17 protein-coding genes are annotated in these 19,101 nt (G+C 59.5%); 2 read left to right on the top strand and 15 right to left on the bottom strand.

Annotated elements, in window-relative coordinates:
* Positions 1-12: 12 nt before the first annotated feature.
* From trpB to V3C20_RS01315, 14 genes are all read right to left on the bottom strand, one after another.
* Positions 13-1,188 carry a tryptophan synthase subunit beta gene (gene trpB / locus V3C20_RS01250; protein WP_130082952.1) on the bottom strand — a complete coding sequence of 392 codons (1,176 nt, stop codon included), beginning with the start codon at positions 1,186-1,188 and terminating at the stop codon, positions 13-15.
* Positions 1,185-1,832, bottom strand: coding sequence for a phosphoribosylanthranilate isomerase (locus V3C20_RS01255; RefSeq protein WP_130082953.1), 648 nt, complete (start codon positions 1,830-1,832; stop codon positions 1,185-1,187). The genes trpB and V3C20_RS01255 overlap by 4 nt, the downstream gene beginning before the upstream one ends.
* Positions 1,829-2,614, bottom strand: a complete 786-nt coding sequence (locus V3C20_RS01260) for an indole-3-glycerol-phosphate synthase (protein ID WP_130082954.1) — start codon at positions 2,612-2,614, stop codon at positions 1,829-1,831. The genes V3C20_RS01255 and V3C20_RS01260 overlap by 4 nt, the downstream gene beginning before the upstream one ends.
* Positions 2,604-4,196, bottom strand: a complete 1,593-nt coding sequence (gene trpD / locus V3C20_RS01265) for an anthranilate phosphoribosyltransferase (protein ID WP_130082955.1) — start codon at positions 4,194-4,196, stop codon at positions 2,604-2,606. The genes V3C20_RS01260 and trpD overlap by 11 nt, the downstream gene beginning before the upstream one ends.
* Positions 4,180-5,586, bottom strand: coding sequence for an anthranilate synthase component I family protein (locus tag V3C20_RS01270; protein ID WP_161981193.1), 1,407 nt, complete (start codon positions 5,584-5,586; stop codon positions 4,180-4,182). Before V3C20_RS01270 ends, trpD begins: the two co-directional genes overlap by 17 nt.
* Before the next feature lie 406 nt (positions 5,587-5,992).
* Positions 5,993-6,397: a hypothetical protein gene (locus V3C20_RS01275; protein WP_130082956.1), complete on the bottom strand. Its 405-nt coding sequence runs from the start codon at positions 6,395-6,397 to the stop codon at positions 5,993-5,995.
* Between the two features lie 145 nt (positions 6,398-6,542).
* Positions 6,543-8,771: a sodium-translocating pyrophosphatase gene (locus V3C20_RS01280; protein WP_149876186.1), complete on the bottom strand. Its 2,229-nt coding sequence runs from the start codon at positions 8,769-8,771 to the stop codon at positions 6,543-6,545.
* A gap of 50 nt (positions 8,772-8,821) precedes the next feature.
* The gene (locus V3C20_RS01285) at positions 8,822-9,091 is read right to left on the bottom strand and encodes a hypothetical protein (protein WP_130082957.1); all 270 of its coding nucleotides are present in this window, start codon (positions 9,089-9,091) and stop codon (positions 8,822-8,824) included.
* 93 nt (positions 9,092-9,184) lie between these two features.
* On the bottom strand, positions 9,185-10,171 hold the full coding sequence (locus tag V3C20_RS01290; RefSeq protein WP_130082958.1) for an aldo/keto reductase: 987 nt from the start codon (positions 10,169-10,171) through the stop codon (positions 9,185-9,187).
* Between the two features lie 25 nt (positions 10,172-10,196).
* Positions 10,197-10,934: a hypothetical protein gene (locus V3C20_RS01295; protein WP_130082959.1), complete on the bottom strand. Its 738-nt coding sequence runs from the start codon at positions 10,932-10,934 to the stop codon at positions 10,197-10,199.
* Between the two features lie 98 nt (positions 10,935-11,032).
* Positions 11,033-12,103 (bottom strand): prepilin-type N-terminal cleavage/methylation domain-containing protein, encoded by a 1,071-nt coding sequence (locus tag V3C20_RS01300; RefSeq protein ID WP_130082960.1) that lies wholly within the window; start codon positions 12,101-12,103, stop codon positions 11,033-11,035.
* A gap of 27 nt (positions 12,104-12,130) precedes the next feature.
* Complete coding sequence (locus V3C20_RS01305) at positions 12,131-12,934, bottom strand: prepilin-type N-terminal cleavage/methylation domain-containing protein (protein ID WP_130082961.1); 804 nt, start codon at positions 12,932-12,934, stop codon at positions 12,131-12,133.
* A 20-nt stretch (positions 12,935-12,954) separates the two neighbouring features.
* Entirely contained in the window at positions 12,955-13,662 is a 708-nt protein-coding gene (locus V3C20_RS01310; RefSeq protein WP_161981771.1) for a prepilin-type N-terminal cleavage/methylation domain-containing protein, read from the bottom strand.
* A 402-nt stretch (positions 13,663-14,064) separates the two neighbouring features.
* A complete protein-coding gene (locus V3C20_RS01315; RefSeq protein WP_130082963.1) occupies positions 14,065-15,078 on the bottom strand; it encodes an endonuclease/exonuclease/phosphatase family protein in 1,014 nt (337 codons plus the stop codon).
* Between the two features lie 120 nt (positions 15,079-15,198).
* Here V3C20_RS01315 and V3C20_RS01320 point away from each other — a divergent pair, with 120 nt between their 5' ends.
* On the top strand, positions 15,199-15,885 hold the full coding sequence (locus V3C20_RS01320) for a sigma-70 family RNA polymerase sigma factor (protein WP_067571446.1): 687 nt from the start codon (positions 15,199-15,201) through the stop codon (positions 15,883-15,885).
* Positions 15,886-16,053: 168 nt separating this feature from the next.
* On the top strand, positions 16,054-17,691 hold the full coding sequence (locus V3C20_RS01325; RefSeq protein ID WP_130082964.1) for a SpoIIE family protein phosphatase: 1,638 nt from the start codon (positions 16,054-16,056) through the stop codon (positions 17,689-17,691).
* On the opposite strand, the gene V3C20_RS01330 is transcribed toward V3C20_RS01325, so the two are convergent.
* Complete coding sequence (locus V3C20_RS01330; protein ID WP_130082965.1) at positions 17,688-19,037, bottom strand: WD40 repeat domain-containing protein; 1,350 nt, start codon at positions 19,035-19,037, stop codon at positions 17,688-17,690. The two genes, V3C20_RS01325 and V3C20_RS01330, sit on opposite strands and share 4 nt — an antisense overlap.
* Between the last annotated feature and the right edge of the window lie 64 nt (positions 19,038-19,101).

A 19,101-nucleotide genomic window follows, 5' to 3' on the forward strand; every position in this document is an offset into this window, starting at 1 on the left:
AAAAGGCGGCAATTAAATGTTCAGATATTTTTTAACGATTCCCAGGTCCTTGTCTCCGCGGCCGGAGAGATTGACCAGCACGTCGCCCCCTTTGGGCAGTTCTTCCGCGTGGTCCAGCACCCACGCCACGGCATGGGAGGATTCCAGCGCCGGAATGATGCCTTCCCCCCTCGTAAGCGCCTGGAAGGCATTCAGGGCGGAAGCGTCGCAAACCATGCCGTAATGCACGCGGCCGATTTCCGCCAGATGGGAATGCTCCGGCCCCACGCCGGGATAATCCAGGCCGGCGGAAATGGAATGGGAAGGCTGTATCTGGCCGTCCCCGTCCTGCAAAAGCATGGTCACATGTCCATGCAGCACGCCGGGGCTCCCCAGGTTGATGGGGGCGGAATTGTAGCAGCCGGGCTCGCCCGTGCCGCCGGCCTCCACGCCTACGAGGCGCACATCCTCATCCTCCACAAAGGGGTGGAGCATTCCGATGGCGTTGGAGCCGCCTCCCACGCACGCCACTACCACGTCCGGCAGCCTTCCGGTGCGCTCCAGCATTTGCGCGCGCGCCTCCCGGCCGATGACGGACTGGAGCTGCCTGACCAGTGTGGGGAACGGATGGGGGCCTGCCGCCGTACCAAAACAGTACAGAGTATCCGCCTGATGGGAAATCCAGTAACGCAGGGCCGCGTTAATGGCGTCCTTCAGCGTGCGGGAACCGCTGTCCACGGGAACTACCTCCGCACCCAGCAGCTTCATGCGCATCACATTCATGGACTGGCGCTCCACATCCTCCGCCCCCATGAAGACGGTGCAATCCATCTTCAGGCGCGCCGCCGCCGTGGCCGTAGCCACGCCGTGCTGGCCCGCCCCGGTCTCCGCGATGAGGCGCGTCTTCCCCATCATCCGGGCAAGGAGGGCCTGGCCCAGGGCGTTGTTGATCTTGTGGGCGCCCGTATGCAGCAGGTCCTCACGCTTCAGCCACAGGCGGAAGCCAAGTTTCTCCGAGAGGTGGGGGCAGAACGTCAGGGGCGTTTCCCTGCCCGCGTAGTTGACCAGCAGATCCTGCAATGCATCCCGGTACGCCGGGGACTGCATGATGGTGTCCATGGCCTGTTCCAGTTCCATCAGGGGGGGGCGCAATGCCTCCGGAACGAAACGGCCGCCGAAATTGCCGAAGTATCCTTCTTTGTTATTCATGCGATGTGGTAAGGTGTGTAGGAAATGAGGGGCTTGAGCGCCGCCAGCAGCTTTTGCGGGCTTTTCTGGCCGGGAATGGCCTCCACGCCGGAATTCAGGTCAATGCCGTTCGGGGTGCACTGTTCCAGCGCCCTGTTCAGGGAAGCGGAGGAAAGGCCGCCGGCCAGGAACCAGGGGCGGGGGGCCTGCAGGGAAGCCAGCGCCTTCCAGTCCAGCGCGGTTCCGTGGCCGCCGCCCTGCCTGCCGGCATCCAGCAGGAACCAGGAACAGCTGTCCGCCCAGAGATCCATCTCCCTTTGCATGGCGTCCAGGGAATCGTAACTGTCCGGCCACAGAACCCGGATGACTTTTCCCGCGCCGATCCGGCGCGCGCAATCCAGGGACTGGTTGCCGTGGAGCTGGGCGAATTCCAGCCGGGCCGTCTTCATGATGTCCATGATCTGCTCCGCATCCTGGTTCACGAACACGCCCACGCGGCGGATCAGCGCGGAATCCAGCGCGGCGGCGCGTTCCGGCGCAATATAGCGCGGGCTTTTGGGATGGAACACGAACCCGCAGAAGTGGGCCCCCATTCCCATGGCGGTTGACAGGTCACTCTGGCGGGTAATCCCGCACACCTTGATTGCGAATGAATGTTTCTTCATCTTGTTTTTTCTAAAATTGCAGCCAGTTTTTCACCCGGCTTTCCGCCGTCCATCAGGGCTGTGCCCATCAATACGGCCTGGAAGCCCGCCTCCGCGGCTTCCCTGAGATGCTCCCCGGCGCTCATGGCGCTGGCGGCTATCCATACTTCCCCGCCGCGGCGGAGCTTCCCCAGGTCCAGGCAGGCCTGCCTGTCCGTTTCCAGCGTATCCAGGTCACGGGCGTTCACCTGGATGATGCGCGCGCCGGATTCCCGGGCAAGCGCCAGGTCCTCCTCGTCAAAAATCTCCACCACGGCCTGCATTCCGTAGGCTTCCGCCTGTTCCCGCAAAACACGGAGTTCCCGTGCATCCGGCGTCAGGCGCACGATAAGCAGCAGGGCGGAAGCCGGGGTGGAAGCCGTCTCCATCACCTGAAGCTGGTGGAAAATGAAATCCTTGCGGAGCATGGGAACCCCGGTGCGGTGCATGCGTTCCAGATACCCGATGCGGCCGCCAAAAAACCGTTCCTCCGTCAGCACGGAAATGCAGGAGGCCCCGGCGGCGGCATACTGTTCCGCCACATCTTCCGGCTTCAATCCCTGGGCAATGACGCCGCGCGACGGAGACGCCTGCTTGAATTCCGCAATCACGGCCACGGGCTGCCCGTCAGGCGTCTCCGCAATCGCCTTCAGGAAATCCGGCCTGCGCCCCTTCCAGGGGCGCGGCAGTTCCCGGCGGGACGCCAGGTCCGTGAGCAGGGCGATTTCCTCCGCCTTGGCTTCCCTGAACCGGTCAAGCAACATGGAGCGTTCTCCTTCCTACGCCGGCGCACACGGCCTCACGGGCCTTCGCCATGCAGACGGCCAGGTCCATGTGGTCCTCCAGCAGGAACATGGCCACGCCCACATTCAGAATCACCATGTCCATCATGGCGCGGGGCCCCCTGCCCGCCAGAATATCCTTCAGCACGGCCACCGCCTCCGCCTTGGAATGGACGGCCAGCTCCCCGGGATCACAGGGCTGGATGCCGTAATCGGCGGGGTCCAGCGTCATGGGCGTCAGCTTCCCGTTGTGCACGATCATCATCTTGGTGGGCCCCAGCGGCGTCACCTCGTCATACCCTCCGGCGCCGTACACCACGGCCGCCCTGCGGATATGGGACTGGCTGAGGGTTTCCGCCAGCAGTTCCACCAGTTCCGGACGGGCCACTCCCAGCAGAATGTGGGTGGGGCGCGCCGGATTGATCAGGGGTCCCAGCAGGTTGAACAGGGTGCGGATGCCCAGTTCCCTGCGGATGGACCCCACGTTGCGGAAGGCGGGATGAAAATTCGGCGCGAACAGGAAAGCGAAATTGCGTTCGTCCAGCAGGTGCTGCACGTCCTCCGGAGCCACGTCCAGCGGAAATCCCAGCCCTTCCAGAGCATCCGCGGACCCGCAGGAGGAGGACACCGCGCGGTTGCCGTGCTTCACCACCTTGTAGCCCATGCCCGCCAGCGTCAGGGACGTGGCGGTGGAGCAATTGAAGGAGCTGCGGCCGTCGCCGCCCGTGCCGACTACGTCAATGCAGTCGCCTTCCAGCCCTTCCACGCGGTTGGCGCGGCCCAGGGCAATGCCCACGGCGTGGGCCATTTCCAGCGGGGTTTCCCCCTTCATGCGCAGGCCCATCAGGAAGCAGCCCGCCTGGGCCGGCGTCATGCGTCCGTCCATGATATCCGCAAAACCGGCGGCGGCCATGTCCGCCGTCAGGTCCTGCCCGGCGGCCAGCGTATCCAGAATGCGGTTGATCCGCTTCTCCTTCTGACCGGCGGGAACGACATTGTCCGGAAAATTGCCCAGAAGCTGGAGACCGTCCGGCGTCAGGATGGATTCCGGATGGAACTGGATGCCCACCCACGGGCGGTCGTTGTAGCGCAGCGCCATAACCTCCCCTTCCGGACCGCGGGAAGTGACGGTGAACCGGGGATTCGGTTCATCCTCCTTGGACTGGACCACCAGGGAATGGTAGCGGCCCACGGTCATGGGATTGGGAAGTCCTGTGAACAGCCCGGCGCCGTCGTGGATAATGTCCGAACTCTTTCCGTGCATCACGTACGGAGCGCGGGAAACCTCCGCCCCGGCAAAATAACCCAGAAGCTGGTGGCCCAGGCATACGCCCAGCACGGGAACGGCGGCGGGAAGGCGCTTCAGGAACTCCAGGCACAGCCCGGCATTGCGCGGATGGCTGGGGCCGGGGGAAATGCACACGGCTTCCAGTTCCGGGCTGGCTGCCAGGTCCAGAATGCGCGGATCGTCGTTCGCATACACCACGGGCTTGCGGCCCAGGGAATAAAACGCCTGCACCAGATTCCACGAAAAGGAATCGTAATTATCAATGAACAGAAACATGGTCTTCTCCTTTCAAAATCACGTCAATAATCTTGCCTTTATTCATGCACTCCTGCCATTCGGCGGCCGGATCGGAATCATACACGATGCCGGCGCCCGCCTGCCAGTGGATGCGGCCATTCTTCACCCACATGCTGCGGATGGTGATGCCGGAATCCATATGCACGCCATTCTTGTCCAGCCCCAGCCAGCCGATGCACCCGGCATACGGGCCGCGCGGCAGGGGTTCCTCCTCCGCCAGGATTTCCATGGCGCGCACCTTGGGTGCGCCGCTCACCGTTCCGGCGGGGAAGGCCGCGCCGAGAATGTCGATGGCGTCCAGTCCGTCGTTCACCTGGGCGGTCACGCGGGAAGTCATGTGCATCACGTGGGAAAAACGTTCAATCTCCATCAGCCTTTCCAGCTTCACGGAGCCGGGTTTGGCGACGCGCCCCAGGTCGTTGCGGCCCAGGTCCACCAGCATCACGTGTTCGGAACACTCCTTGGGGTCCTTGAGCAGGTCGGCGGCCAGGGCGGCGTCTTCCTCGTCGTCCCTGCCGCGCTTGCGCGTTCCGGCAATGGGGGAAAGCTGGAGCTTACCGTCCGTGCAGCGCACCATCAGTTCCGGGGAGGAACCGAACAGGGTAACGCCCGGCAGGCTCATGAAAAACATGTACGGGGAAGGGTTGATGCTGCGCATGCGGCGGTACAGCGTGAAGGCGTCCCCGTGGAACTCCGCGGAGGCCTGGGAGGAAAGCACCACCTGAATGGCCTCCCCGTCGTGCAGCAGCTCCTTGATATGCTCTACGCCCTTCATGTAGCCCGCCTGGTCCGGCGTGCGCGCGACCTCCCCGATGGAGGGCTCTTCCGTTTCATGCAGGGGAGCGTGGGCAAGGTCGCGGTGTTCGCCCAGGCTGATCTGGGTAAGGCGGTTGTACAGGTGGTCAAACACGATCACGGTGCCGGCCAGCACCAGGCAGGACTCCGCGGAAGAGGGAGAAATGGTCTGCGCCAGCTTGGGCTGGAAAAGAGCGGCCGTTTCATACCCGAAGTAGCCGTACAGGGCCCGCGTGATGGGGGCCTGCCGCTTGTCGTCGCCCACCAGTTCCAGCCGCTGCATCAGGGCGCGCAGCCCGTCCAGATAAGGCATGCCGTCCAGCTCCTTCAAGGAGGCCAGCCGGTCGTCGCTGACGGTCAGGGAAAGCCGGGCGTCCGCACAGGAAACGGTCATCAGGTAATCGCAGGCGATGACGCTGTAGCGCCCCCACTTGCCGTCCACCTCCGCGCTTTCCAGCAGAAGGCCGGGGGTTTGGTCCCGGGTGAGGCTCAGGAACAGGCTGATGGGCGTCTCCAGGTCGGCGCTCAGGCGCCGGCTGTGTTGTTGGAGGGTGATGATGGATGGTGGTTGCATGGATGGATCATTGTGTAAGTTGAAAATAAAAAAACTGCTTTGACTCTCGGAGGAATCAAAGCAGTTCTAGAAAATCGTCATAGCTGAATGCCGCTACTGCACATCGGGATTCCCCCGTCCGGACATGGGTACACGCCACCAATAGCCGTTGCCGTAATAACGGGTGTTGCTAAAAAAGGGCTGTACTGTGCTGAATGGCATCTGCGCGTTTATTACTCCTCTCCCCCGCCCTTGTCAAAAAAACTTTTCATCGATGGCAGAAAAAAATCCAGCCCCCCCTTCTTGCCAGCCGATGAAAGAGAGCCCTTTCCACAGAGTGCGAAAAAGAGAACGTCAAAAAACGGAAGAACCGGCCGCCGGAATCTTCACAGGCTCCGAACGCCTGTTTCCGCCCCGGATGCACCGGCTACTGTTTCTCTCCCCCCGCACGGCTTTCCATTTCCAAAAGGCGGCATTTGGCGGCAAGCCCTGCCTCCTGTGAGCGGTATGCCTCCAGCCGGAGGGAAGGATCCGCCTCCAGTGACTTCTGAAACACACGGTATTCCTCTTCACGGAGAGCCACAATTTCCTTTTGGAAGGCTATTCCCTCCTTGAGGGAAGCGGCATGGTCGCGACGGAACTCCAGAAGCTGCAATCTGGAGAGAACAGTCTCCGTCCAATGGCACAATCCGGACTTGTAGCGATCCTTCATCAACTCATCTATCCTGACCAGGATTTGTTCCCGTTCCTGAAGAAGTGATTTCAGCGTTTCCTCTCCCGGAGAGGCGGAAGCAAGGCATGCCGTCAGCAATAAAAGCAGGGTAGTTCTCATGACTCCCCTTTTAAACCGCAGGAAAACCGAATCAAGAAAAAAAACAGCGTTCTTCCCTGAACTGCAGATACTTCCCCCATATAAAAAACGGGAGCGCCGGCGGTTACCCGGCACTCCCGTTATCATGATGCAGCAAGCACCCGGCTTAGAACAGGGTAACGGCGATGTTGACGCCGGCGGTGACAATGGCCACCATGCTCATCAGCTTGATCAGGATATTCAGAGAGGGGCCGGACGTATCCTTGAAGGGGTCGCCCACCGTGTCGCCGATGACGGCGGCCTTGTGGCTTTCCGAGCCCTTGCCGCCCACATGGCCCTGCTCAATGTACTTCTTGGCGTTGTCCCACGCGCCGCCGGAATTCGCCATGAACACGGCCAGAACGAAGCCGGAGGCCAGCCCGCCGGCCAGCAGGCCGAACACGCCGGGAACGCCGAACACCAGCCCCATGCAAATGGGAGTAATCACCGCCAGCACGGACGGCCAGATCATCTCATGCTGGGCGCCCGCCGTGGAAATCTCCACGCAGCGCACGTAATCCGGTTCCGCCTCCCCGGTCAGGATGCCCTTGATTTCCTTGAACTGGCGGCGCACTTCCTTCACCATCTTTTCAGCGGCGCGGCCCACGGCGTTCATGGTCAGGCCGCAGAACAGGAAGGACATCATGGCGCCCACGAACAGGCCCATGAGCACCTTCGGGTTCATCAGGGTCACCTGGAAATAGCCCATGAACTCGGACAGGGTGCAAGTGGTGATTTTGGACACCTCCACGCTCACGGCGTCATTAATCTTGTACATGGTATTTCCGGTGGCCTCGCTCCAGTGCAGGATGGAAATCTTCAGCTCTTCAATATAAGAAGCCAGCAGGGCCAGGGCGGTCAAGGCGGCGGAGCCGATGGCAAAGCCCTTGCCCGTGGCGGCCGTCGTGTTGCCCAAGGCGTCCAGGGCGTCCGTGCGGCGGCGTACTTCCGGGTCCAGCTTGCTCATTTCCGCATTGCCCCCGGCGTTATCGGAAATGGGACCGTAGGCGTCCGTCGCCAGCGTCAGGCCCAGCGTGGAAAGCATCCCCACGGCGGCGATGCCGATGCCGTACAGGCCCTTGCTCATCTCGGCCCCGGTAAAATGCCAGTCCCCGGAGGCCATGCCGTAGGCCAGGACGGTGCCCACCACGATCGTAATCACGGGAATGCAGGTGGAAATCATGCCGATGCCGATGCCGGAAATGATGACGGTGGCGGGGCCGGTCTTCGCGCTGTGGGCTATCTTGCGGCAGGGATAGGAATCATGGGAGGTGTAATGCTCCGTGCTCTTTCCGATGATGATGCCCACCGCCAGGCCGGTCACGATCGCGCCCCAGATGCCGGCCCAGTTGTCCAACCCGATGAGCTGGAGCAGGAAGGCGGAGGCAATGGCGATCAGGAAGGAGCTGAGGTTGATGCCGCGGTTCAGGGCGGCCATCAGTTCCGTCTGGGAAGCGCCGCGCTTCACACGCACCGCATACACGCCCAGGAGTGAAAGGATGGTGCCGAGGGCGGCAATCAGCATGGGGGTGAGAACGGCCTTGATCGCCATGTCCGGCACGGCTATGTAGGCCGCCGCGCCCAGGGCGGCGGAAGCCAGGATGGAACCGCAGTAGGACTCGTAAAGGTCCGCGCCCATGCCGGCCACATCGCCCACGTTGTCGCCCACGTTATCCGCGATGGTGGCGGGGTTGCGGGGATCGTCTTCAGGAATGCCCGCTTCCACCTTGCCCACCAGGTCCGCGCCTACGTCCGCAGCCTTCGTGAAAATACCGCCGCCCACGCGGGCGAACAGGGCCTGGAGGGAGGCGCCCATGCCGAAGGTCAGCATCGTCGTGGTGATCACCACCAGGCGGGTGGAAAGCTCCATGTCCTCATAAAACCAGTCCAGAATCCAGTACCAGGCGCCGATGTCCAGCATGGCGAGGCCCACCACGGTCAGGCCGAGAACGGCGCCGGAACGGAAGGCGATCTGGAGGCCGGCATCCAGGGAATGGCGGCAGGCGTTCGCCACGCGGCCGGAAGCGTACGTGGCCGTCTTCATGCCGATATACCCGGCAAGGCCGGAGAAAAAGCCGCCGGAAATAAATGCGAAAGGCACCCAGGGATTCTGAATGTGCAGGCAGTAGGCCAGAAAGGCGAAAACGACCGTGATCAGCACGAAAAAAATGGCAACAATCTTGTATTGCTGCCGTAGATAGGCCATCGCACCGCTGCGAACATGCTTGGCGATCATTCTCATGACCTCGTTCCCCTCATCCTGGGCCTTCATGCGGTAAAAAAACACGCCCGCGAAAACGAGGGCCAGCACGGAAGCCGATGGGATGAGCCAAAATAAATCCTGGATGGTTATCATTGTCAGTACACTTTAAATTAAAGTGGTAGGAAAATAGCACTCCCCCGGCTTTACTCCAAGAAAAAACCGCTGTCCGGGACGGAAAATTCGCCTTCCTGCAGAAAGACCAGGACAGATGCGAAACCGGGCGTGAACAAGGAAGAAGCAAGTTCTGCAAGGATTAATCCAAAGTGCGGTTTGCCTATGTGAAGGCTGCTTTTCCAATCTCCCGCCGCTTCTGCTTCCAGGACGCGCAACCGGACGTAGCGCATCCCCGCCGCTACCGCCCCTTGATGTGGCAAAAAGCCGTGCCGCATTGGGCATGAGGGTACTTCTGCCAAGCGTTTTCCGGGGAAATTCCGCCCCCCTGAAGCATTCTGTTGACCTCCCCCGGCAGGCAAAGCTAAAAGCCGCGGGCGGAGACATCCCATCCGTCAATCAGCCGTGCTGTCAATGACAGCCAGTTCCTCTGGAGAAAACTGCGTATTCTTCAACGAACCCAGGCAATCCCTGATCTGGGCGGAACGGCTGGCTCCAATGAGGGCGGTGGTCACGACCGAATTCCTCAACACCCAGGCCAGGGCCATCTGCGCCAGGCTCTGGCCGCGATCCCGCGCCAGGGCAGCCAGGCGGCGGATTCTGTCCCCATGCTGCTGCACGCGCTCTCCCGTCAGGAAGACGGAAGCCCCTGCTGCCCGGGAATCCGCGGGAATGCCATCCAGGTAACGGTCCGTCAGCATCCCCTGCGCCAGAGGGGAAAATGCCACGCAGCCGAGCCCTTCCTCGCGGATAGCGGCGAAAACTCCTGTCTCCGGCTCCCGGTTGAACATATTGTACCGGAGCTGGTGCACCAGGCATGGCACGCGGGCTTCCCGGAGCATGGCGCAGATCTGCCTGGTCTGTTCCGCCGGGAATTTGGAAATGCCGGCATACAGGGCCTTTCCGGACTGGACCGCCGTGACGAGAGCCCCCGCCGTCTCTTCCAGCGGAGTTTCCGGATCATGCCGGTGCGCATAAAAAATATCCACATAATCCAGCTTCATCCGGGAAAGGGACTGATTCAGGCTGGCAAGCATGTGCTTGCGGGAGCCCCAGTCCCCGTACGGCCCCTCCCACATCAAATGCCCCGCCTTGGTGGCAATCACCAATTCGTCGCGGTAACGGGACAAATCCTGCATGAAAATGCGCCCGAAGCACTCTTCCGCGTAACCGGGCGGTGGCCCGTAATTATTCGCCAAGTCAAAATAGGTAATGCCGGAATCAAAAGCGCTGTGAACAAGACGGCGCGCGTTCTCATAATCGGACTCTGCGCCGAAATTGTGCCACAGTCCCAGCGATACGGGGGGGAGCAGCAATCCGGACCGTCCGCAGCGGCGGTAGGCGGTACCGGCATAACGTTCCGGATCAGGTAAATAACTCATGGGGTTGCAATTCAATGGAATTTAATCAGGAATGCGCAGAACGGCCGTGACGGACGCCGTTTCTCCACTCTTCAGTGGAATACTTGGATGAGAGCAGTTCCGCTACGCGGGCGGCCATGCCGGGAAAAAGAAAGGAATCCGCACGCAGCACATGCGTATCCGCCAGGCGGGAGGCAAGCATCACATCCCAGCCGTCAGGCAAAATGCAATTCTGAATGCTGCCCTGGTGAAGAACGCCGTCACGCACCCGTCTCTGGCCCCCGCCCGCCAGTTTTTCTCCGGAAGGCAGTATCAGGTCGCTGGTGACAGGGCTGGAAAAACAGGCGCGGCCGCCATCGGGCGCATCCCCGGCCAGCATCACGCACTCCACGCCGCAATCCTTCAGCACGCGGGCCAGCGCCCCATGAATCCACCGGTACAAGGTGGCGCTTGAAGGGCGCCCCTTCCCGTCTCTGCGGTGCATGGCCAGGGTAAAGGGAATATCCTGCCGATGATCCACAATGCCCCCGCCTGTCCAGCGGCGGACAAAATGCAATTCCTCTCCGGGGAAAATCCGCCTGGCTGTGCTCTCCTCGTCAAAATAGCCGAACGTCACGGCAGGTTCTCCCCACCGGTATATCCGCAGAACGGGAAATTTCCCCCATTCCAGCAGGGCCTCATCCACGGCCATGGCTTCCGCGGCGCTTCTGGCCACGGGATCGCGCCAAAGAATCAGCTCCGGCAGCGGAGGCAAATTACCCACAACATCTGCAAATCCCGGCATAGATCGGAAACAGGGTTAACAACAAGGTAGGGAATGCCGCTCCGGAAAAGGCGGGACACCGTGAAAACAGGCGTCCGCCTGCTGTTCCGGACTTGGGCCTAATGGCTCAGCGGAAGGGAAACGCGCTGCGTGAAAGATCGAGTGTAACGTTCGAAAAACTCTTCCGGAGAGGGAGCGGGACGCCCCTTGCGTATCTGGTCCACCAGGGCCATGCCTTCATCCGTCACCACCGTCATGGAAATGGTCACTCCGGTAACGCGGCCCGACTTTAAATCGTCAATATCCATGCCGCTGCCGATCACGTCCAGCCGGTTGCCGTATACGTCCATCTGGGAACAGGACCCCAGGCGGTTGGCGCCTGTCGTCATAACGGGGACCAGAACGGATGCCCTCTGCGTCGCATCCTTGTCGGACTTGTTGCTGCCGGAACTCCCGATCTTCTTCTGGTAATCTACCTCAAAAATGAGGGTCATTTCCACCACATTCTCCACCAGGAAATTGGCGGGAATGGTTTCATCCTGCTGGAAGCGGGAATAGGCGGCCCAGAGGTCCTCCTTGCCCAGAAGCTCCCGCACGGTATCCTCCGCATTGACCAGATTGCGGTACAGGGCATAGACGGGGAACCCGTCCGACTCGGACGTGGCGTCCCGGTCCAGAATCTGGTCGCGGTAAAGCAGCTTGTAACCTACGCAATTCACGTCGCCGATGATGCGGTCGTTCCTCATGTCCATGCTGGACTTGGCCGGATTGCGGTCCGTGGGCGTGGTAAAGAAAATCAACTGGGAGGCATTCGTAATCTTGGCGCCTTCCGGCCCCATGGTCATCATATTGACGCGGGACTCCCCGGTGGAAGGCCTGCGCCCCCTGGCCTGGGAGGAAGAGGCGGTCCGGGCGCCGCGGCCGGCTAGATCGCTGTCCCTCTGCACGAGCATCCATTCAAAGGGGTTTCCAGGGCGGAACTGCATGCTCTCAAAATCCTTGGTCATGGTATCCATCGCCGTACGGGCGAGGGTCGTCGTCCGCACGTCCTGAAGCACCCATCTCCAGATATCCACCCCGCGGGACGTCAGCGCCACGATCACAAGCACAAGAATCGTCGTGATCGTCATGGCCGCCAGCAGCTCAATCAGAGTAAACGCGCCGGATTTGATTTTGGCAAATGTCTTCATGATTCTTTCAGTATCTCGATGATGCGGTTAACGGCGGAAGGCAAGATTGCGCGTGAACACGGGCGTCTTCAGATTCTCCCATGTCGTGTTCTGCAGACGTTCCGGGTCCGTATTCAGCAATTGGAAAAATTCCGCCTGGTACAGCACTTCCGCCCCCCAGGGCAGATTCAGGCCGCCGCCCCCTTTCTCCGCCGTGTACACGTACTGGGACGGGTCCGTAATGATCCGTCCGCGGTTGTAGGGGTTGGAAATCACGGCGTACTTGGGAGCCAGCTTGTAGCCGTAGGCGTTGGAATCCATGCGCTCCACCACAAGCTGGGTCATGCGCACCGCGAACACGGGGCCTACCAGGGCCTTGAAATCATTCCAGCGGTCCTTGTTGTTCGCCAGGCATACGCCCGTAACCACGGCGGAATTCTTGCCGGGAATGCTGCCGCCGTCCTCCAGCCAGGGCTGGGGCGTGCCGTCCTTGCGCACGGGCTTGGACAAATCCGCCCGGTAATTGTACACCAGAATAGTGGTGGCGGGCTTTGCCGTAAACTGCATCCAGTAAAAAGCCTTGTCAAAGGCGGAAACATACCTGCCGGGGGAAGACTTCTTTGCATTGCCCGCCGCCCGTTCCGAATTGCGGAGCTCTCCAAGCTCCGCCGTCAGGGCATGGACGATGCGGTCCGCCTCACGAATGGTCAGGGCGGCCTGGACCGTTCTCCTGGCCGGGATGAACATAGCCATAAACACCACGATCAGCACCCCGACCACGCCGATGGCAAGCACCACCTCTGTCAGGGTAAACCCTTTGGAACGAACCTGTTTCATACGATTGGTCAACATGGTAGTAAAATCCTGTAAAATTATTGGGGAATCACCTGCTCATCCGTCCTCAGGCGGCTTATATTGCCTTTGGGATAAATCACGATGCCGCCGGCCAACCCCGGCTTGCCGTCCGTCATGGGAGAGGGGCGTTCCTCCTTGCCGTCCCCGGCAGAGCCGGAAACCACTACCAGGCGGGTGGGAGCATTCGGCTGGGACATGCGGCCCTCCTCGTCAAACTCAATGAAATAAATATCAGTCAGGCCGTTGCCGGGCAGATTGACGGTATCCTGCCCGTCCCGGCTGGAAAAGCTCTTGTACGTGCTTTTGGCCCTGGACTTGCCCGAACCTTCCAGCAGGGTGCTGTAGGTGGGGCTGATATAAAATCCGGCGGGAAGCGTCTGCAGGCGGTTGACAAGGTGCCACTTGCCTGTGCGCGTATTCTTGGACATCACGCCCAGGGTGCGCATGTTCCGGCTCGCGTCGTCGGGGGTGCTGACAATAATCAGGCGGCTCCAGGTTCCCTTGCCCATGGCATCCAGCCGGGCCTCCTGCACCATGCCGTCCACCATTTCAACGGCGGACTGGAGTCCCTGCGCCCGGCCGCCGCCTCTCAGCATGCTGGCGGCAAGAGCCATCATGGCAACCATGATGGTAATGACGACGATCAATTCCACCAGGGTAAACCCTTTGACCCCTGCGGAAAAACGAAAATGTGCAGCTCTGGAATGTGCGGAAAAATTTCTCATACAGGTCATGCAGGATTGAACAACGATTTTTGGCATGCTACCCATTTCAAACGATCACGGCAATCATTTTTTGAGCATCGGGAACCTCGAATACATATCTGTTCAAATAAAACTCCGGCGGTATCCGTAACCATTCCCGCGGAGGCAAACATCGGGCATCTGAAGCAACAAACCGCCCGACTCTCTCCATCAAGGCATTCTGGAGAAAAACAGATACCAAAGCAACGGATACGCGCCCCCCCGCCCATCCCTGCCACCATGTAAAAAGGATGTGAAAAGGAAATTCGGAATATTTTATCTCCGCAACGCCTGTTCAACAAGGCTTCATTGATGTTCAATCCCGCTGCCGGGGAGCAAAAAGGAAATCCCGGAGCCATCCGGGACCATCCCGGTTTAACACCATCACCGCAGCTCCACCCATATGCCGCGGTGGTCGCTGGCCTGGCGGGAGGGGAGAGTGTCGAGGACGCCCATGGGGGGCTTGCGGCCAAGTCGTTTTTTCAGGGTATTGTTGATGAAGATATGGTCAAAGGAATGGTAAGTGTCGCCGTCTTCGTAATAGATGGTCCACGTTTCTCCGCGGGAATCCTTTGGTTTCAGACGATTCAGGCGGGAGTCCGTTTTCGCCGGTCCCTGGATAACCTGCACGGAACTGTCCGCGGGGCCGTCATTGAAGTCCCCGTATAACAGCAGGGGCATGCCGTCCTGGGAGGCCATAACGCCGTTCAGGTAGTCGCGCAGGGCATAGGCTTCCCTTCTGCGGGTTTCCTCCGCGGAGCCGTCACGGCTCAGCCGGGATTTCAAATGAACGCCTATCAGGCGGAACTGGCGGGAATCCGGCATTTTTACGGTGGCGTCCAGAATGCCGCGGAGCATCGTTTTACGCCGTTTGGGTTCTCCCGGTACGGGCACATCCGTCACGGAACGGTTGCTGACAATGGGGTACTTCGACAACAGGGCCAGTCCACGGTCTTCACCGTCCCGCATGACCAGTACCTTGTGCGGCAGCTGCACGCCCTTTCTTTTCAATCGCATTTGCAGGTCGCGCACGGCGGCTTCCCCGCCCATTTCGGACAGGCCCACGATTTCAGCGCCGGATTGCCTGACGAGCTCCACTATGGCCTCCCGTGCTTCCACGGGCTTGTACTTCACTTGAAAATTGCTTCTTCGCGGGTCTTCCGGCACAAAATAGTTGCCCGTATTCATGGTCAGCATCCTGACGGGCTCCCCCTTCTCCGGAAGGGTGATCTTTTCCGGCGCCATTCCCTCCTCCGCCGCCTGCCGGGACGCGGGTACGGCCTCCATCGTGTCCGGAAGCAGTTTCCATTCCGACAGGCCGTAGCCTATCAGGGCGCACAGCACAATCAGGGCCGCGATTACCGAAGATCCCCTGCTTTTGGACGTTTTCCTGACCATATCCGTTTCCTTGAAAGAATGTTTCCCGCAAAAGCGTAGTGAATGAATAACACCGCCGTGAAAATTCCGCTCCCATTACTCGGCTTTCACTTCACTTTCATCCGTAATTCATGATAAAACATGAATGTGCCCCCATTGCAACCCAAGAACGAGTCCCAGCCTGACGAGAATACGCTTTCCCAGTATGCGGAACATACCAGGAAAAGCCTGATTGCCCGTCTGGAAAATTGGGAAGACCAGCGCACCTGGGATGAATTTTACCGTACATACTGGCGGCTTATTTACTCCGTGGCGCTGAAGGCCGGATTAAGGGAGGACGAAGCCTGGGACGTGGTGCAGGAGACCATTCTTTCCATCGCCAAGCAGAGCAAGAAGAACATCTACAACCCGGAACAGGGCTCTTTCAAGCTATGGCTCTGGAACATGACCCGCTGGCGCATCAACGACCAGTTCCGCAAACGGAAAAAGGACACGGCCATGCTGATGAATCCTGACGCCGGCGAATCCCAGGAACACCCCATCGACAAGATTCCGGACGAAGGCAAGAACAACTTTGACCAGGTATGGGAGCGGGAATGGCAGAACAACCTTCTGCAGGCCGCGCTGGAACGCGTCAAGGCCAAGGTGTCCCCCAAGCAGTTCCAGATTTTCGACTACTACGTGCTGAGGGAATGGGATGCGGCCAAGGTCCGCAGGCAGCTTGGCGTCACCATCGCCCAGGTGTACCTTGCCAAGCACCGCGTGGGCAGTGTTCTGAAAAAGGAACTGCAATTCCTCCAGTCCCAGGAGGAAGAACACCGGAAATAGCATTTTCCGCAACGTTCAACGTTTTACGATCCCGGAAAATTTCAGGAAAGCCGTCCGGAAACCTCCCGGCATGCCTTTTCCGGGCCGTCCTTCCGGCCGGGATAAGATTCCCTTATTTTGTCTCTTGCCAAGGGAGCTGTTTTGTCGTTAGATTAGCGGCAACTGCATATGCCGCCCTCACGCAACAGACATTCCGCCCAGAAGGTGTTCACCTGGGACAAGATCAAGATGGCCCTGTCAGCGGCGGAAGAGGGATTCTACATCTGGAATATCAAGACGGGCGTCATCCACTACACGGACCGCTGCCTGACCATGATGGGGGCCAGCCGCAAGGAAAAGGCCCCCAATATTTTCACCCAGCCGGAACTCACCATCCATGAGGAGGACCAGGCCTTTTTCTCCCAGGAAGTGCGCCGGTACCTAGACGGGCATTCACACATGCCCATGCGCATCGAAATCCGGATGAAGAAGCTCAACTCCAAAAGCTGGAGCTGGGTCCGGGTCAACGGCATCGCGCGCCGGGACAAGCAGCGCCGTCCCGTCATGCTCATAGGCGTCTGGGTCAACATCACCAGGCGCAAGACGGCGGAACTGCGCGCCGCGGAGGACCGGGACCTGTTCCATACTCTGATTGAACACATTCCGGACAGCATTTATTTCAAGAACCGGGAATCGCGCTTCGTTCTGGCCAACTCGGCCACGGCCAACAAGCTGGGCGTCCCCACTCCGGCGGACCTGACCGGACGGACGGACGCCTATTTCTTTGACAAGACCATGTCCGACATTTCCCGGAACGAGGAACTGGACATCATGAAGACCGGCCGCCCCATCCGCGCCCGGCTCCATCATGAGACATGGCTGCACAGGGACGATACCTGGAGCCAGATCAGCAAATTCCCGTGGTATGGCCGCAACGGGGACCTCAAGGGAATCGTGGGCATTTCCAGCGACGTCACTAAACTGGTCAAGACGGAGATCAAGGCGAGGGAAACGGCCCGCATCCTGGAAGAACGGAACAAGTCCCTGGAAAAGGAAATCGACCTGGCCCGTGAAATCCAGTTCGCCCTGCTCCCCTACGAGCTCCCCTCCCGTTCCCGCACGGAACGCGGAGTGACCCGGAAGGCGGATTTCCACCACATCTTCACCCCTTCCGAAGGGGTGGCGGGCGACTGGTTCGACGCCTTCCCCGTAGGCGACTCCGGCGTAGGGGCCATTGTCTGCGATGTGATGGGGCACGGCATCCGCGCCGCCCTGATCGCCTCCATGCTCCGGGGCCTGATGGAACAGCTTTCCCACTTGGCGGACAATCCCGCCGCATTCCTCACTTCCCTCAACCACCAGCTTTCCAAAATACTGCAAAGGGCCAACACCACCATGTTCGCCTCCGCCGTTTATATTTACCTGGACCTGGAAACGGGCGTCATGACCGCCTCCACGGCGGGCCACCCGCATCCCATCGTGCTGGGACCGGACGGAATCGCACGCAAGATGCCCCTGCCCCGCGGCATCGCCATGGGCCTGCTGGATGACGCCGCCTACCAAAACGCCCAGTTTCCCCTCCTTCCGGGTTCACGCATCCTGATGTACACGGACGGCCTGACGGAAGCCGCCAATGCTGAAGGCGAAGAAATGGGAGTGGAACGCCTGATTGATTACTTCAACAATTCCACGGCCAAGACCACCAAGGACTTCGTGCATCAGGCCCTTACCTGCGTAGCTAAATTCACGGGCTGCACCAACCAGGCGGACGATATCTGCATGCTGGGCATCAGCTATTCCGAGCAGGAGGAAGAAACCGGACATTAATTGCCGGACTCTCCATTTCCGGATATTTTCCAAACCCTGACATTCTCGCCGTCCAGCCATGCGATCATGGAATCGTCCGCGGAAAAAGCTAGGATTTTTCCCGGAGCTTTCATGGGCGTCCCCGAGGCGAAAGAGACAACTCCTTCAGGCGCCCTGTTTCCACCATGGAAATGCAAATATTTTTCCCCCGGAGAAATCTCCATGTATAAAATGAAGGGAAACCAGTACACGACCTCCCCGGAGGCCCTCTTTTTCCCAATATCCCAGATCAGCACTGCCGGTTCGTAATTATACAGGGAGCATCCGGAAAACTGCGCCATCACGGCATAACGCCCGTCCCGGGTCACATAAAAAATATCCGGCGGATTATTTGATTCAAAGTCCGCACTCCTCTTCGCCTTAAAAGGATTTTCAAATTTTCCTGAAGCTTCTTTCAATTGGCTGCGCATGGTGGAAACGGGCAAATCCACCTTCCGCATTACCTTGTTTTCGGGATCAAAGCACATTCTGGAAAATGGTTTGACGATGCCGAACAGGGGGCTCGAGAGAGAAGTCGTCTGCCGGTCTGCCACGCCGGTTTTCTCCAAAATCCGATGATGCTCCAGATCATATATTTCCGCACATTCTCCCGCCCTGTCTGCTACAAATACTGCCGAACCGTCTTTACTGAACCGGACGACGTCCACGGAAGCGCCTTTTCTTCCTCCCGGTTTCTTCCAGAGTTCTTTTCCCTGCAACAAATCCCACACGGCTACATACCCGTCCTGATTAAAAAACGCTGCCCTGCCTCCATCCGGGGAATAGGTAAAAAACTTCCCTTTCTCCGATACGGCACGAAATGGCGAACTGATGCCTTCCTCCGTCACTTCATGTACCGTCCAGCCCTTTACACTTCCCCTCCCTAAAAGCAGAGAGCCATCCGGACTCAGCAACCCCTGGAAAACCGCTTGCCTTTTATAAGGCCCCTGTGTCTTTCCAAGAAGAGTACCCGCCACGGCATCCCACACGGTATAAAAATAACCATTCTGCCCCCTGCCCGCTTCCGCCAGAATGCGTGATCCATCGCCAGAAAAAGAAAAACTGTTCCATAAGGAAGGCTCGTCCCATAAAGGAGGGCGCACCAAATCCGCGACTTTCTTTCCCGAAGGAATGGCCCACAAGGAAGGCACGCCCTTTCCGCAAACCAGGAGGCGGCTCCCATCAGGGGAAAAAATGGCACTTCCCGCTCCCTGTTTTCCCGCAGGAATGGAACACACCTGCCGCCCCTGCAGCGGCACAGGTTCCCGAAGGGGCAGCTGTGCGCCGGACAGCCCGCAGCAGGCGATGCCGGCAGCGAGGAACTTCATGAAAAAAACTTTCATTATCAACATCTAACAAAACGAAAAAATGTTGGCAATTCATTTTTCAATA

This window comes from Akkermansia sp. RCC_12PD, assembly GCF_036417355.1.
Taxonomy (GTDB): domain Bacteria; phylum Verrucomicrobiota; class Verrucomicrobiia; order Verrucomicrobiales; family Akkermansiaceae; genus Akkermansia.